Genomic DNA, 14420 nt, shown 5'->3' on the forward strand with positions numbered 1-14420 from the left:
CTCGAGGCATCCGAGCTGTTCACCTGCAACGCCTGGGCCCGCCGCGGCGTCTTTAGAATGTGAGGATGCGGATAGTAGTTGCGGCGGCGGCCACGGTGATGATGCTGACCGGCTGTGGGAGCGAGCCGTCCACCGGCGGATCGGGCGCCGGGCCGACCGGAAGTGGGTCGACCAGCGCCGCGCCCGGCGGCGGTGGGTCGCTCGACGGGCGGACCTTCTTGTCCGTCTCGGTGACGGAGGACGGGAAGCCGAAGGAGCTGGCGCCGAAGACCCGGATCGGGTTGCGGTTCGCGGACGGGAACGTGCATGCGGAGACCGGCTGCAACCAGCTCGGCGGCGCGGTCTCGACCGCCGGCGGGGTGCTGAAGGTAGAGGTGCTGGGCGGCACCGAGATGGGCTGCGACGCGCCTCGGCAGGACCAGCAGTACTGGGTCGAGAAACTGCTGAAGGACCGGCCCACCTGGAAGCTCGACGCCGACACGCTCACCCTCACCCGCGGCGCCACCACTGTGGTGCTGCAGGATCGCAAGGTCGTCCAACCCGACAAGACGCTCGACGGGACCACTTGGAAGCTCGAAACGGTCGTCGACGGCGATACCGAGTGGCACATGGTGGGAGCGGAGAAGGCTCACCTGACGATCAGCGGTGAGCGCATCACCGGCTCGACCGGCTGCAACGACTTCGAGGGTCCGGTCGCCCGGAGCGCCGGCAAGCTCACCATCGGGGAGCTCGCCGTCACTCTGGTGGGCTGTACCGGTGACGTGGCCAAGCTCGAGCAAAGCGTCATCGCCGCGCTGCACGGGGACCTGACCTACAAGATCGAGGCCGACCGCCTGCAGCTTCGCACCGCAGGCGGCAAGGGCCTCGATCTCATCGCCGGCTGAGCCGTACGTCGAACGCCTTCATCGCCGGTTAAGGCGTACGTCGAAGGCCTGCACCTGGTTCTGCGCTGTCTCGAAGGAGACGAGCAGCCGCCCATCCGAGGCCAGCTTCGCTCTTTGCGCTCCGGTCAACGGGATGGACAGGTGCTTCACGCCACTCGTCAACTGCTGGCTGGTCTGCTTCACCACATGGCCGCTCATGTCTGGCGACCAGGGCGGATAGCCGCCGTCGGTGACAGCGCACGGCGTCAGGCCGTAGTCGGGCGCTGGGTCGGCGGCCGGTGAGCAGCTCGTTGTGTAGACGGGGATCGCGCCGATCAGTCCTGTCCACAGGAACAGCCTTGCCGTCCCTGGGGACTTGGCGAACGTGTAGACGTCCACCGAGTTGCGGCCGAGTTCGGCGTACAGGAGCTTGAGGTTGTCGGTCGGGACACGGCCGGAGATCGGTACGCCGGTACGCGCCGACTGGGCGATCGTCTGCGGCGACAGTGCCCCGTCGAGGTTGGGGTTGGACACGTTGGGCGGCGCCGGGGTCGTCGGGCGATCGGCTGGCGGGGTGTAGCCGGTCAGGGTCGCCTGACCCCAGCGGTATGGGTCGGACTGGACCGAGCCGAGTGCTGACCAGCCGGTGCGGGTGCTCATGTCGATGTGCCGCAGGGTCGTCGTACCGGCTGCTGAGGTGTCGTCGTTGTCGTACGGCGTGACGTTGAGCCCGAGTCTGGCCGGGTCGACGGCGGCCGGGAGGGCGGCTAGCGGGATCTTGACCTCGACGTCGTACCCGCCACCGGCGTACGCGTGCGGGGTGGTCGTCTCGTTGCTGCCGACCCACTTGGCCGTCGTCGCGACCTGGACGCCGGGCGCGTTGCCGATGCTGAGCGGGCCGGACGAGTAGCCCTGATGGTTGTCGGCGTCGCGCTCCCAGCACGGGCCGTTGGCGTTGCTGGGGTCGTTGGTGAACGGGAAGATGCCCAGTTTGAAGGTGTTGGCGGTGTCCTTGAGCACCTGGGACGCGTTGCCGCGGGGGTCGAGCAGGATCTCCACCGAGTCGGCCTGCCAGTGGCCGACGCACTCCTGCGGGGTCACCGCGTAGGACTGGTACTCGTCGCGGACGTGAACGAAGAAGTAGAGCGCGTCGTCGGACCAGGTGACCTGCGCGGTACTGCCGGCGCCGCAGTCGTTGGCGTCCGAGCAGGCGCCCTGCCAGACCCGGCCGATGTCGAGGGTCGGCCCGGCGTACTCACCAGGCGATGCGGTGCCGTCGACAACCGGTGCGGTCGCAGCCTGCGGGATGGCTGTCTTGGGGACGAGCGACAGCGTCAGCGTCTCGCTGCTCGAGTCGGTGACGATCGGAATCTGTACGTTCTGCGTTGCGGGCAAGGTCGTGTCGGTGTTGGTGAGCTGGAAGGTCACCGTGGTCTCCGCGCCGGCTGCGAGCGCTGTGTAGGACTTGGTCGTCGCGTCGGCGGTGAAGTTCGCCGGCAGAGTCAGCGCGACCGAGCCGCTCTGGGGCTGGCTCGACCAGTTGTGGACGACGACCGGCAGCGCGATCGTGCTGCCGACCGGCATCGACTGGACCGCCGCCGACCTCCCGAGTCTGGTGGCCTGGGGAGCGGTCTGGGCCAGCCATTGGTCGTACTCCTGCCAGTTCCCCCAGCGCTGGAAGCGGCCTTCGACCGGCGGCACGATCCGGACGACGTTGTCGGTGTAGCCGGTCTTCGCGCCGCTGGTGAAGAGGGCGGAGATCTTGAAGTTCTGGTTGACCGTCGCCGTGGTGCTGGGAGTGACGGTGAAGGTCAGGTCCTTGCTGCCGTGGATCTTGCCGGTTTGCTGCGGCGCGCTGACTGTCCAGCCCGTTGGGACCGTCAGTGCCGCTTGGCCCTTGGGTAGCGAGCCTTTGAGATGGAGGGTCGCCTGGAAGGGGTCGCCGGCCACGTTGAGGAATCGGGAGAACGTCAGGTACTCGAGCGTGCCCTTGGGCAGACCGCCCGGATCCTGTTTGGTCGCGCCGAAGAGGATGGCGTCGTCCTGACCGGCCGCGGGACTGCTGTTCGGCTGGAACGGTACGAACGACTGCGTCATCCCGAAGCGGGGGCAGGCCGGGACGGAGGTGCCCTTGTACATCACGCGACTCTGGGTGGGGTACGCCGCGCGGCCCTCGTCGGCTACCTGCTGCCAGCTTTTCGGCGTACCGGCGGGCTGGCCTTGGAGATTGCCGGCCGGCCATTTGTACGGGGAGTCGTAGCCGGTCCAGACGCCCGCGACCGGGTCCAGGCCGGTGGGGACGAAGCCGGTGGTGCAGTTGGCGGCCGTGGTGGTTCCGCCGGTGCCCGCGGTACTGCCGCCCGAGAAGACCTTCTTGACCTGCCAGGTGCTCAGGGCGTTCGGGCCTTTGAGCTGCTCAGGGAACTTGGTGGGGTCGGCCGCCGCGAGGACGCCTTCCCAGATCAGCCGGCCCGCCTGCTGGTGGTTGCCGTGGCCGGCTTGCAGGGTCGGGGTGAAGCCGATGTAGATCTCCGGCTGTGTCGTCCGGATCACCCGGGTGACGCGGCGCAGGGTCTCCTGCTCGTCCCAGAAATACTGGGTCAGCGGGGCGCTCTGGTTGTAGAAGAAGTCGACCCGGTCGAGGTTGAAGATGTCGACCGTGCCGGAGCGGTAGTGCGCGACGCGGTCCTCGTTCTCGCGGCGCAGGCCGAGGTCGGGGCCGAGCTCGTTGCCTGCGGAGTTCCCGCCGCCCTCGCCGCGGGTGACCATGATGATCCCGCACTTGGTGCCGTAGCGCTGATGCCAGACGCCGCACGGACCGATGATGCTCGTGTCGTCATCGGGATGGGCCCACTCCCCCATCACGTCGATCTTGGTCGCCTTGTCGGCGACGTAGGTGGCTTTGGTGGTGTCCTGCGCTTGTGCCTGAGTTTGGGCTCCGGTGGTGAGGAGCAGGACGGCGGCGAGCAGGGCGAGCGTGCGCTTCATGTGCGATCTCCTCGGGCGGTGGAGGCACTGGCACTTCTCGTCCTACCTGGCTATTTACTCTTCAAGCAAGACCTGGCGAGTCGCGTCTGCAACGTTGGCAGCAACTTGCATCGCCGTGACCGGACCACCGTTGGATGCGAGGTTGGCGGCAGCGGCGTGCAGATAGGCGCCTGCGGCAGCGGCATCGAGGGGGCTGAGCCCTCCGGCGAGGAGGGCGCCGGTGAGACCTGCCAGTACGTCGCCCGCGCCCGCGGTGGCGAGCCAGGCGCCGGCGTTGGTGTTGACCCTCGTCTGCCCATCGGGGGCAACCATCACGGTGGTCGAGCCCTTGAGCAGGACCGTCACATCGAACCGTTCGGCGGCCTGGCGGGCGTGCTTGAGGCGCTCGGCCTCGACCTGGTGGCGCTCGACGCCGAGCAGGCGAGCCAGTTCGCCGGCGTGCGGGGTGATGAGGACGTTCGTACGGTCGCCTGAGTCGTCGAGCGCCTTCAGTCCGTCTGCGTCGAGCAGGACGGGTTCCTCGGCGTCGAGGAGTTCGCGGATCTTGTCGATGTCGAGTTCGTCGCCTAGGCCGGAGCCAATCGCCCAGGCTTGGACCCGGCCTTCGCCGGCCACCACTTCCGGGTGTTGGGCGCGTACTGCCGCGGCGACGGTGTCGGGGCCGACGTATCGGAGCATGCCGATCGGGCCTGCGAGGGCGCCGGAGGTGGCGATGACCGCGGCGCCCGGGTACTGGGTGGAGCCCGCCATCAGGCCGAGAACGCCGCGCGAGTACTTGTCGGATTCGGCGGTCGGGGTCGGGTACAGGGCTCGGACGTCCGGGTCCTGGAGGGATTCGACCGCTGCGGGTGGCAGGTCGAGGCCGATCTCGACGAGGTGGACCGGGCCGCAAGCGGTGGCGGCGGGGTCGATCAGGTGGCAGATCTTGTGGGTGCCGAAGGTGACGGTGAGTGCTGCTTTGACGTGCTCTTCGGGAATCTCGCCGGTGTCGACGTCGACGCCCGACGGCATGTCGACGGCGATGATCGGGACTTGGTGCTCCTCGGCGACCTTCACCGCCGCCAGCGCTTCGGGTTTGAGCCCCGGTCTGCCACCGATCCCGACGATGCCATCGACAACCACGTCAGCCACGGCAATCGCCCGAGCCGCCGCTTCGCCCCCATCCGCCACCCGGCCGCCGGCTGCGAGCAGCGCGGCCAGCCCCTCGCGGTGGTACTTGTCCGACAGGAGTACTGCGCTGACTTTTGCGCCTCGACGGGCGAGGTGCGTACCGGCGTACAGGGCGTCTCCGCCGTTGTCGCCGCTGCCGATCAGGAGGACGATGCGGGCGCCGTAGGTGAACCCGATGAAGTTGCTGATGGCAACGGCAAGCCCCGTCGCGGCGCGCTGCATCAGCGTGCCGTCGGGGAGCTTCGCCATCAGCTCGGCCTCGGCGGCGCGGACCTGGTCGACAGTGTGGGCGCGGCGCATCTCAGCCCTCCAGGACAACGACCGCCGACGCGATGCCGGCGTCATGGCTCAGCGACAGATGCAGACTCTGTACGCCGAGCCGCGCGGCCTGCTCGGCGACCGTACCGGTGATCTCCAGCCACGGCCGGCCGGTCTCGTCGGTCCAGACCTCGGCGTCGTGCCACTGCATCCCGGCCGGCGCGCCGAGCGCCTTGGCGAGCGCCTCCTTGGCCGCGAACCGGGCCGCGAGCGAGGCCGGCGGCTTCTTCGCCTCCGCCTCGGTGAAGACGCGATCACGCAACATCGGGGTCCGTTCGAGCGTTTTCATGAACCGCTCGACGTCGACCACATCGATGCCCACGCCGACGATCATGGCGTCCCTGGTGTGACAACTGCCACACCCACAGTCTCGTTGCCGCACATGCCGGTCAGCGTATCCCCGCCAGGTGTGGGAAGAATGGGCCCCATGCTGCAGCCGTCGCGGGAGGTGACCCCGTACACCGAGCTGGACCGCACCGCCTGGTCCCAGCTGGCCGAGACGACCGAGTCGCCGCTGACGGTCGAGGAGGTCGAGCGGCTGCGCGGTCTCGGTGACGAGATCGACATCGACGAGGTCCGCGAGGTCTACCTGCCGCTGTCCCGGATCCTGTCACTCTACGTACGGCACGCCCGGGCGCTGCATACCGACACCGAGGCGTTCCTCGGCAAACCGGCCGCCACCCGGACGCCGTTCGTGATCGGCATCGGCGGCTCCGTTGCCGTCGGCAAGTCCACCACCGCCCGGCTGCTCCGCGAACTGCTCGCCCGCTGGCCCGAGCACCCCCGCGTCGCGCTCGTCACCACCGATGGCTTCCTCTGGCCGAACTCTGAGCTCGAGCGCCGCGGCCTGATGCTGCGCAAGGGCTTCCCCGAGTCGTACGACCGCAAGTCGCTGCTGCGCTTCGTCGTCGAGGTGAAGTCCGGCATGGACAACGTCGAGGCGCCGGTCTACTCCCACCTGCACTACGACCGGATGCAAGGCGTCCGCACCACCGTCGAGCAGCCCGACATCCTGCTGCTGGAAGGCCTCAACGTCCTCCAGCCCGCGCCCCGGCATGCGGACGGCAAGAGCGGTCTCGCGGTCAGCGACTTCTTCGACTTCTCCGTGTACGTCGACGCTGCCGCGGACGACATCCGGTCCTGGTACGTCCATCGGTTCCTGAAGCTGTGGGAGACGGCCTTCCGCAACCCCGAGTCGTACTTCGTCCGGTACGGCGAACTCAGCCGCGCCGAGGCGATCGCCAAGGCCGAGTCGCTGTGGGACGGCATCAACGGGCCCAACCTCCGCGAAAACATCCTGCCGACCCGGTCGCGAGCAACGTTGGTACTCCGGAAGGGTGCCGACCACGCAGTCCGCTGGGTCCGCCTCCGCAAACTCTGAGGTACTGAATCCCCCACGCGCCCGCCGTGCTCGCTCCTCCGTCGCTCTCACTCTGGGCGCTCCCGCCCACCCGTGGTCAACGCTCCTGCGTCGCGTGATTGCGACCACTGGAGTTGCCAGCGCATGTACCCGGCAACCGCGGTGGAGCCGCCCCACGCGGCCTCGCTTGCCCGCTCCTACGTCGCAGGCAGCTTCGCCCGCTCCCGCCCACCCCAGGTTGGCGCTCCTCCGTCGCGCGATGCGACCACTGGAGTGATCAGCGTGTGCACTCCACGGACCGTGGTGGGCCTGCAAGCAGGTCGGTCCTCAGCGCTCCGCCTGTGGCGCGGGCATCGGTTGATGTGTGCGGGAGGACAGGAAGTAGTCGCTGATCGACCGTCCACAGCCGACCGGCTGAGCGTGGCGCCTGCCAAGAATCAGCAGTACTTCCTGTCCTCCCGCACGCCATGTGGTTGATCTACAACCGTTTTGGCTGGTTGCTGGGTTGGGTACGGAGATCTCATGGAGTCTGCCGAGCCCCGTACCGATGACGATCCCTACAACATCTCGACGCGGGCAGCGCGGAGCACCGGAACGTTGGTCGTGCCCGTGTCGGTCGACGAGATGGTCCATGTGGTTGAGGACCTGTCCCAGATGCTCGACCAGCCGCGCCTGGTGAGCTTGTCCGCGACCGGTGCGGAGTTCAAGCGGGGGATGAGCGGCCGGACGTTCGGACTGCGGATCACGCTCACCTTCAGCCCTCTGGATGCCGGCCAGACGCAGGTCCGGGCCGCCTGCCGGCCGAAGCTCCCAACCACCTTGTGGGATTGGGGCCAAGGAGCAACCGACCTCACAGTTGTGCTGGCGGTAATCGACCAGCTGACCTCATCGGACCGACCTGGCCCGGAAGCACGGTGACCGCCCGCCTCCCGAGTTGCTGCTTAGCTTCAGCGGAGTCGCCGCAGACGCCTCAGCCGGCAACTCCACACAATCCGTTGGGCGAACTGCCCGGCTACTCCGGCGGTCGCACCGACGCACAGCTGGGCCGGAGCTGTGGAAGCTCCGGCCCAGCTGTTACAGGTGTTTCTGGAGTTACTCGCCGACCAGTTGGTCGTAGTGCGTGGTGAACGGTGCGGTGGTGACGCCGTTGAAGACGGCCGGGATCTTCCCGTACGCCGTCGACGCGGTGGCCGCGCCGTTGAACTTGCTGAAGGCGTACTGGTACGCCGAGTCGGTGTCGTGGTCGATGCCGACGATCAGCGAGCCGCCGCGGACGCCGCAGCCGTGAGCGGTCAGTGCCTCGTACGCCGCGAAGCCCGTCTTCCGGACCTGCTTGAGCACCGGCTTGGTGCTGGCGGCAACCGGGATGTGCACGGTGTAGAGCGCACCGGCGGTCGTCGTCATCAGGAGCGTGTCGTACGCCGGGGTCTCGCTGACCACGGTCAGTGCCTTGAACGACGCGAAGCCGGCGAAGTTGCCGAGCGACTTCACCGCGGTACCGACCTGCGAGTACCGGTAGAGCTTGCCGTTGGCGTTCAGTCCGTAGATGAACGAGTGCCGGGGCGCGGTGATGCTGTAGTTCGAGGTCGCGAGGGTCTTGAAGCTCCCCCAGCCACCACCGACCTTCGAGATTTTCGGCGTCACGACGCCGGTGTCCTCGTTGATGTAGGTCGTGTGCCGGTACAGGTTGCCGGCCTGAACGAAGACGCCGTAGTAGTACAACTGCGTAGCCGACGCGTTCTGCGCCAGGTACCAGCTACCAGACGCCTTGGCCCCGAAGAACTTGAAGTCTAGGAGCGGCTTGCTCTTCGGCGGCTTGGCCGCTACGACATCCACCACGCCCACCGTGCCTGCCGCGGTCACCCAGCCGACCGTGCTGAGACAGGGATCGCCCGCCGCCGCCGCAACTGCCGTACCCGAAACCGCGGTGGCAGCAAACAGACCGGTACCAGCCAACGCGACTGCAAGGCGCTGCAACTTCATCAACGAGTCCCCCTCAGGACAAAGTGTCCGGCGTCATTCGCCGGTGAGGTTGTCTTGGTACCAGGTGAAGGGGGCGTGGTTGAGGCCGTCCAGTACTGCGGGGACCTTGCCGTAGGAGGTGATCACGGTTGACTTGCCGGTGGCGTGGGCGAAGGCGTACTGGAAGCCGGTGTTGGTGTCGTGGTCTACGCCGATGACTAGGGTGCCGCCGCGGTTGCCGCAGGCCTGGACTGCCAGGGACTCGTACGCCGACCAGCCGGAGGCGCGGACGACCTTGACGACGGGTTTCGCGGAGGCCGTGATCGGGATCCGGATCGTGTAGAGCGCGCCGGCCTTGGTGGTCATCAGCAGGGTGTCGTAGGTCGCCGTCTCGCTGATCACGGCGAGCGTCTTGAACGACGCGAAGCCGCCGAAGTTGCCGAGCGCCTTGTAGGTGTAGACGGCGCCGTTCTTGGCGTACCGGTACAGCTTGCCGTTGGTGTTCAGGCCGTACAGGTACGAGTGCGCGGGCTTCGCGGCGTTGTAGTTCGACGTCGCGATGGCCTTGAAGCTGCCCCAGCCGGAACCGATCTTGACCGTGGTGGTCCGCGGGTTCTCGGCCTGGGTGGCGGGGAGGACGGTCGTGTGCCGGTACAGGTTGTCGCCTTGCAGGAACACGCCATAGGCGAAGTACTGCGTCCCTGAGGCGTTGGCCGCCGCGTACCAGGTCGCCGTATAGCGCGCCGCCAGGTTGAACGGCTCGAAGTTCGTCACCCGCGGCGGCTTGGCCGGGGTGACGTCGACCGTTCCCGTGACGTTGGTGGCCTCGGGGAAGACCAGCGACTGGACGCATTCGGCCTCGGCGGCTACCGACTTCTTCGAGTTCTCCGCCGACTGCTTGGCGTTGGCGGCCCGCTGGGCCCACGACGGCGTCGGGTCGTTCTGAGTGGTGGCGAGAGCCGGTCCGGAGGCGGCGGTGGCGGCGAGCATTCCGGCGCCGGCCACGGCGACTGCGAGGCGCTGCAGCTTCATTGAGGTCTTCCTCTCCAGGAAAAGCAGATCTGTCCCGGACACCCCCGAGATCGAACCGACGGTAACCTCGCCACCGCCCGACACGCGCGACTGTTGCATCTTCGTGCAATGGATTGCGGCCGGTTCGCGCGGCGGCCGCAACCGGGCCGTTACCTGGAGTAGCCACGCAGAGTCGGCAGGACGGCGGCAGCCACCAGTACGGCGGTGAGCGCGAAGGCCAGCGGATAGCCCGTACCTGACACCACGAACCCGAAGACGATGGCGCCGACGCCCCAGCCGCCGTCGTAGGCGAGGTTCCACAAGGCGCTCACCTGGCCGTAGCGGGTCTTGGGTGAGCGGTCGTACATGATCGCCAAGGTGAGGTTCTGGGCGGCGCCGAAGCCGGTCCCGAACAGCGCCGCGCCGGTGATGACAGCCGCGGGGTTGCCGACGAAGACGAGCAAGCCAGCGCCTAGCGCGGCGAAGGTGATTGCCGGCAGCAACAGCTTGACCGGGCCGACGCGGTCGCCGATCCGGCCGGCAAGCCAGCGGGCGCCGGGGGCGGCGATCGCCTGGATCAGCAAGGCGATCGCGACCACGAGGTGGTTGCCCGATGCCAGCGGCAGGAAGGTCACACTGATGCCTGCGGCAACAGTCACGGCGGCGAACACGAATGTCGGCATCAACAGCCCGCTCCCCCGCAACCCGCCCAGCACCTTCACATGCTGCTCTTCTCCGCCGGTACTACGTCCCGCCACGCCCGGCACCATCGCCAGCCCCGCCAGCCCCGCCAGCGACGCCACCGCGGCGAGTACGAACAACGCGTCGTACCCGATCACGTTGGTGAGGTAGACCCCCAACGGCAGCCCGATCACCGCGGGCAGCCCGACGACGACGCCGTAGACCCCCAGCGCCTCGCCTCGCCGGTGAGCCGGGGCCACGTCCGCGACTAGTGCGACCGCACCGACGACCATGATCGCCAGCCCGGCGCCGCGAACCACGCAGACGGCCAGCACCAGCGGGAGCGACGAGGTGAAGACCAGGGCGAGCGATGGCGCCCCCAGCAGCACGAGCCCCAGCGCGAGCGTTCCGCGGTACCCGAAGCGCCTCAGCATCCGCGGTACCAGCAGCTCCACAGCCACGGCCGCCAGCATCATCGCCCCGGTCGACAGGCCTGCACCGATTCCGCCGGCCCCGCTCGCTGCCAGGTAGAGCGGCACCACCGAGGTCAGCAGGTACATGCTCAGCCCCGACCCGAACACCATCACCAGCAGGCGCGCGAAGGCCGGCGTCACCAGCGATCCCGTCGCTGCGCCGACGATCGCCGGCTTCGTCGGCGGTAGCGGTTCGGTGGTGGGGAGCTCGCAAGTGGTCATGGATTCACCGTAGGAGCGGATCGGTCTGGTCTACAGATCCAGTTCTTACAGCGCAGGGAGGACCAATTGTCAGAGGTGGTCGTGGATCAGGGCGGAGAGGCGGTTCAGAGCCGCGTCGATCTGGGCGGGGGTCACCGAACTGCAGGAGAGGCGGAGGGCGTTGAGCGGGGCATCGCCGTCGTAGAAGTGGCTCATCGGCGTGAAGAGGACGCCGTACTCGTGGGCAGACTTCTCCAGCAGGGCGTCGGTAACCGGGAAGGGGACCGTCACGACGATGAAGAAGCCGCCCGACGGGACTGTCCAGGTGACCTCGCCGGAGGGGAAGCGAGCGGCCAGGCCGTCGGTGATGGCGCGGAGGTTGGCGGCGTAGATGTCGCGCTCGCGGAGGGTGGCGGTGATCAGGCTGCAGTCGTTCTGCAGGAGCTTGCCGCCGATCACAGCTTGCGCGACGGCTGAGGTGTTGACGGTGAGCATGCTCTTGATCTTGGAGAGTTCGTCGGCGAGCAGGCCGACCGTTCCGTCGGGAGCGGCGACCGTCTGGTCCGCGACCACGTAGCCAACGCGGGCGCCGGGCAGCGCGGTCTTGGCGAAGGAGCCGAGGTAGACCACCCGCCGGTCGGTGTCCAACGCCTTCAGGGTCGGCACTCGGTCGACGCCGGCGGCGGGGAACAGGCCGTAGGGGTTGTCTTCGAGTAGCAGGAGGTCTTCCTGGGCTGCGATCTCGAGCAGTTGTTGCCTCGTCTCCAGATCCAGGCTGAGGCCGGAGGGGTTGGCGAAGTCGGGCATCACGTAGCAGGCGCGTGGGCGGAGGCCGTCGGCTCGCGCTCGCTTGACGACGGCAACCAGGTCCTCGAGGTCGACTCCGCCGTTGCCACCGGCAACGGGGAGGACGGGGAGGTCGACGAGGCGGGCGGCGCCGGTGATTCCTACGTACGCCGGGGAGATGGCGAGCAGGACGTCGGCGGGGGTCGCGCGGAGGGCGCGGAGTACGAGGACCATCGCTTCCTGGCAGCCGACCGTCACGACGATCGCGTCCGGGTCGACGGTGATGCCCTCGTCGGCGGCGAGGTTGCGGGCGACCAGCGGGTGGATGATGCCCTTCGTACGGCCGTACTGGAAGATCGCCCGCCGCACGCCGGCCTCGTCGTAGCCGAGTTCGTCGCGCAGGTAGCCGGCGAAGGTGTCGAGGTAGGAGTGCAGGTCCTCGAGCGCGTAGAACTCCTCGTACGGGCGGCCCGCGGCGAGGGAGATCGCGTCGGGGTAGTGGTTGGCGATCTCGTTGAGGAAGTTCATCGAGTTCAGCGCGCGGTCGGTGAGCGAGCCGTGCAGGTCGGTGACATCCAGATCGGCCATCAGGCCCTCCCGGTGGTGAGTCGCGCGGCGGCGGCGACGTTCGCGCAACCGGCCAGCAGCATCGCGTCGGCCAGTTCTTTGCGCAGCAGGTCGAGCGCTTCTCCGCAGGCGTCGATGGCGAGGGCCCAGAGCAACGGTCGGCCGACCAGTACTCCGGAAGCGCCGAGCGCGAGTGCCCGTAGTACGTCGGTACCGCCCCGGATCCCGCTGTCCAGCAGCACGTCGCATTCCTTGCCTACAGCATCCACAATGGGCGGCAATGCGTTGATCGAGGCAACAGCACCGTCTAGTTGCCGACCGCCATGATTCGACACAACGATGCCGTCAGCCCCTATCTGCACTGCACGCACTGCGTCGCGTGGGTCGAGAATCCCCTTCAAAAGCAGGGGAAGTCTGGTCCGTGACCGCAGCCACTCGAGGTCCCGCCAGGACACCGCAGGCTCGAAGGCGGAGGCTGTATGAGCCGCAACAGCCGACAACCCCGGTACGCCGACGTGTGCCTCACTCCGCGCACCGACCAGGTTGGCCGCGACCACATCGCTCGGCAAGGCGAAGGCATTCCGCACATCCCTTAGCCGACGACCCATCACCGGCACATCCACCGTCACCATCAACGCGCCACACCCGGCTGCCTCGGCTCGGTCGACCAGCGACTCCACCACAGCCCGATCCCTCAACCAGTACAACTGAAACCAAGACGGCGCCGACTCCGCGATGTCCTCCAGTGGATAGCTGCTCAACGTACTGATCACATACGGAATCCCCGCCGCAGCAGCCGCCCGAGCCAGCAACAACTCCCCCTCCGGATGCACCAACCGCTGATAAGCCATCGGCGCCACCACCACAGGCATCCCAACCGCCCCACCCACCAACTTGCAGCTGAGATCCGCCTCAGCCACTCCACTGAGCACCCGGGGAGTCACCGTCACCGATTCCAAAGCCGACCGATTCAGCCGAAGAGTCGTCTCACTCCCACTTCCCCCGCTGACAAACTCCCTCACCGCGGCAGGCAGCACTTCGGCCGCGAGCCCCTCGAAGTCGTCGAGGCACAGCGCGGCCGCCCGCAAAGGTGCTTGTAGCTCAGGCATCTTCGAAGGTTTTGCGCAGCCAGGTGGCTGAGTCGGTGAGGGCTTGGCGGGCTGTGTCCAGGACGCCGGACATGGTGTAGAAGCCGTGGGTCATGCCGTCGTAGCGGGTTAGTTCGGTGGGGACGCCTGCGGCGTAGAGCTTTTCGGCGTAGTACTCGCCTTCGTCTCGTAGCGGGTCGAACTCGGCGGTGATGACTAGGGCCGGGGGTAGGCCGGCGTGGGATGGGGCCAGGAGGGGTGAGGCCAAGGGGTTTGTGCCGTCGGACTCGTTGGTGAGGTAGTGCTTCCAGTACCAGTTGACCGACGTGCGATTGAAGAGGTACGGGTCGTCGCCGGCGCGCATGGAAGCCGTGTCCGAGCCGTACAAGGTATTCGGGTAGATCAGGAGTTGGGCGGCCAGCGATGGGCCGGAATCCCTTGCCAGCAAGGTGGTTGCAGCGGCAAGGTTGCCGCCGGCACTGTCGCCGCCGACGGCGAGGCGGGCTACGTCGACACCGAGTTCAACAGCGTGGGCGGCGATCCATTGGGTCGCCCGGTGACAGTCGTGAACCGCGGCAGGGAAAGGATTCTCGGGCGCGAGGCGATACCCGACAGTGATGACTTGGCAAGGCACCAGGTTGGCCAGCTGTCGGCACACGCCGTCAGCGGTCTCGATGCTGCCGAGTGTCCACCCGCCGCCGAAGAAGTACACGAGCGTCGGCAACGGGCCCTCGCCAGCAGGACGGTAGATCCGCAACGTCAGGCCGGACTCCTCCATCACCAGATCCCGGACAGAGTGCACCGGCTCGAGACCACCACCACCCGCCTGGATGGAGGCGAGGTCGGCGGCACGCGCCTCGGCCAGCGTCTGCGTGTAGAGCTGCGGCACGTTGTCCGCTTCCCGCTTCGCGCGCATCTCCTCGACCTGAGGATCCAATGGCATGACAGTACC

At 67.8% G+C, this 14420-nt stretch carries 12 protein-coding genes; 3 read left to right on the top strand and 9 right to left on the bottom strand.

Annotated elements, in window-relative coordinates; genetic code table 11:
* The first annotated feature begins 65 nt into the window (after window positions 1-65).
* Window positions 66-884, top strand: coding sequence for an META domain-containing protein (locus OHA70_RS05530; protein ID WP_328329239.1), 819 nt, complete (start codon window positions 66-68; stop codon window positions 882-884).
* 18 nt (window positions 885-902) lie between these two features.
* On the opposite strand, the gene OHA70_RS05535 is transcribed toward OHA70_RS05530, so the two are convergent.
* From OHA70_RS05535 to OHA70_RS05545, 3 genes are read right to left on the bottom strand one after another with little or no spacing between them, the layout of a single operon-like run.
* Window positions 903-3851, bottom strand: a complete 2949-nt coding sequence (locus tag OHA70_RS05535) for a sugar-binding protein (protein WP_328329241.1) — start codon at window positions 3849-3851, stop codon at window positions 903-905.
* Window positions 3852-3905: 54 nt separating this feature from the next.
* On the bottom strand, window positions 3906-5321 hold the full coding sequence (locus tag OHA70_RS05540; RefSeq protein WP_328329243.1) for an NAD(P)H-hydrate dehydratase: 1416 nt from the start codon (window positions 5319-5321) through the stop codon (window positions 3906-3908).
* A 1-nt stretch (window position 5322) separates the two neighbouring features.
* Window positions 5323-5673 carry a holo-ACP synthase gene (locus OHA70_RS05545; protein WP_328329245.1) on the bottom strand — a complete coding sequence of 117 codons (351 nt, stop codon included), beginning with the start codon at window positions 5671-5673 and terminating at the stop codon, window positions 5323-5325.
* Window positions 5674-5766: 93 nt separating this feature from the next.
* Between OHA70_RS05545 and coaA the strand changes: the two genes are divergently transcribed.
* Both coaA and OHA70_RS05555 read left to right on the top strand, forming a co-directional pair.
* Window positions 5767-6720, top strand: a complete 954-nt coding sequence (gene coaA / locus OHA70_RS05550; protein WP_328329247.1) for a type I pantothenate kinase — start codon at window positions 5767-5769, stop codon at window positions 6718-6720.
* Window positions 6721-7221: 501 nt separating this feature from the next.
* Window positions 7222-7617, top strand: a complete 396-nt coding sequence (locus tag OHA70_RS05555; protein ID WP_328329249.1) for a hypothetical protein — start codon at window positions 7222-7224, stop codon at window positions 7615-7617.
* A gap of 174 nt (window positions 7618-7791) precedes the next feature.
* Here OHA70_RS05555 and OHA70_RS05560 read toward each other — a convergent pair whose 3' ends face one another.
* The 6 genes from OHA70_RS05560 to OHA70_RS05585 form a co-directional block, all read right to left on the bottom strand.
* Window positions 7792-8682, bottom strand: coding sequence for a hypothetical protein (locus OHA70_RS05560; protein ID WP_328329251.1), 891 nt, complete (start codon window positions 8680-8682; stop codon window positions 7792-7794).
* A 33-nt stretch (window positions 8683-8715) separates the two neighbouring features.
* A complete protein-coding gene (locus tag OHA70_RS05565; RefSeq protein WP_328329253.1) occupies window positions 8716-9693 on the bottom strand; it encodes a hypothetical protein in 978 nt (325 codons plus the stop codon).
* A 149-nt stretch (window positions 9694-9842) separates the two neighbouring features.
* The gene (locus tag OHA70_RS05570; RefSeq protein WP_328329255.1) at window positions 9843-11048 is read right to left on the bottom strand and encodes an MFS transporter; all 1206 of its coding nucleotides are present in this window, start codon (window positions 11046-11048) and stop codon (window positions 9843-9845) included.
* Between the two features lie 69 nt (window positions 11049-11117).
* Window positions 11118-12401, bottom strand: a complete 1284-nt coding sequence (locus tag OHA70_RS05575) for an aminotransferase-like domain-containing protein (protein WP_328329257.1) — start codon at window positions 12399-12401, stop codon at window positions 11118-11120.
* Window positions 12401-13489: an alpha-hydroxy acid oxidase gene (locus OHA70_RS05580; protein ID WP_328329259.1), complete on the bottom strand. Its 1089-nt coding sequence runs from the start codon at window positions 13487-13489 to the stop codon at window positions 12401-12403. The genes OHA70_RS05575 and OHA70_RS05580 overlap by 1 nt, the downstream gene beginning before the upstream one ends.
* Window positions 13482-14411 carry an alpha/beta hydrolase gene (locus OHA70_RS05585; protein ID WP_328329261.1) on the bottom strand — a complete coding sequence of 310 codons (930 nt, stop codon included), beginning with the start codon at window positions 14409-14411 and terminating at the stop codon, window positions 13482-13484. The genes OHA70_RS05580 and OHA70_RS05585 overlap by 8 nt, the downstream gene beginning before the upstream one ends.
* Between the last annotated feature and the right edge of the window lie 9 nt (window positions 14412-14420).

The sequence above is a fragment of the Kribbella sp. NBC_00382 genome (assembly GCF_036067295.1).
Taxonomy (GTDB): Bacteria; Actinomycetota; Actinomycetes; order Propionibacteriales; family Kribbellaceae; genus Kribbella.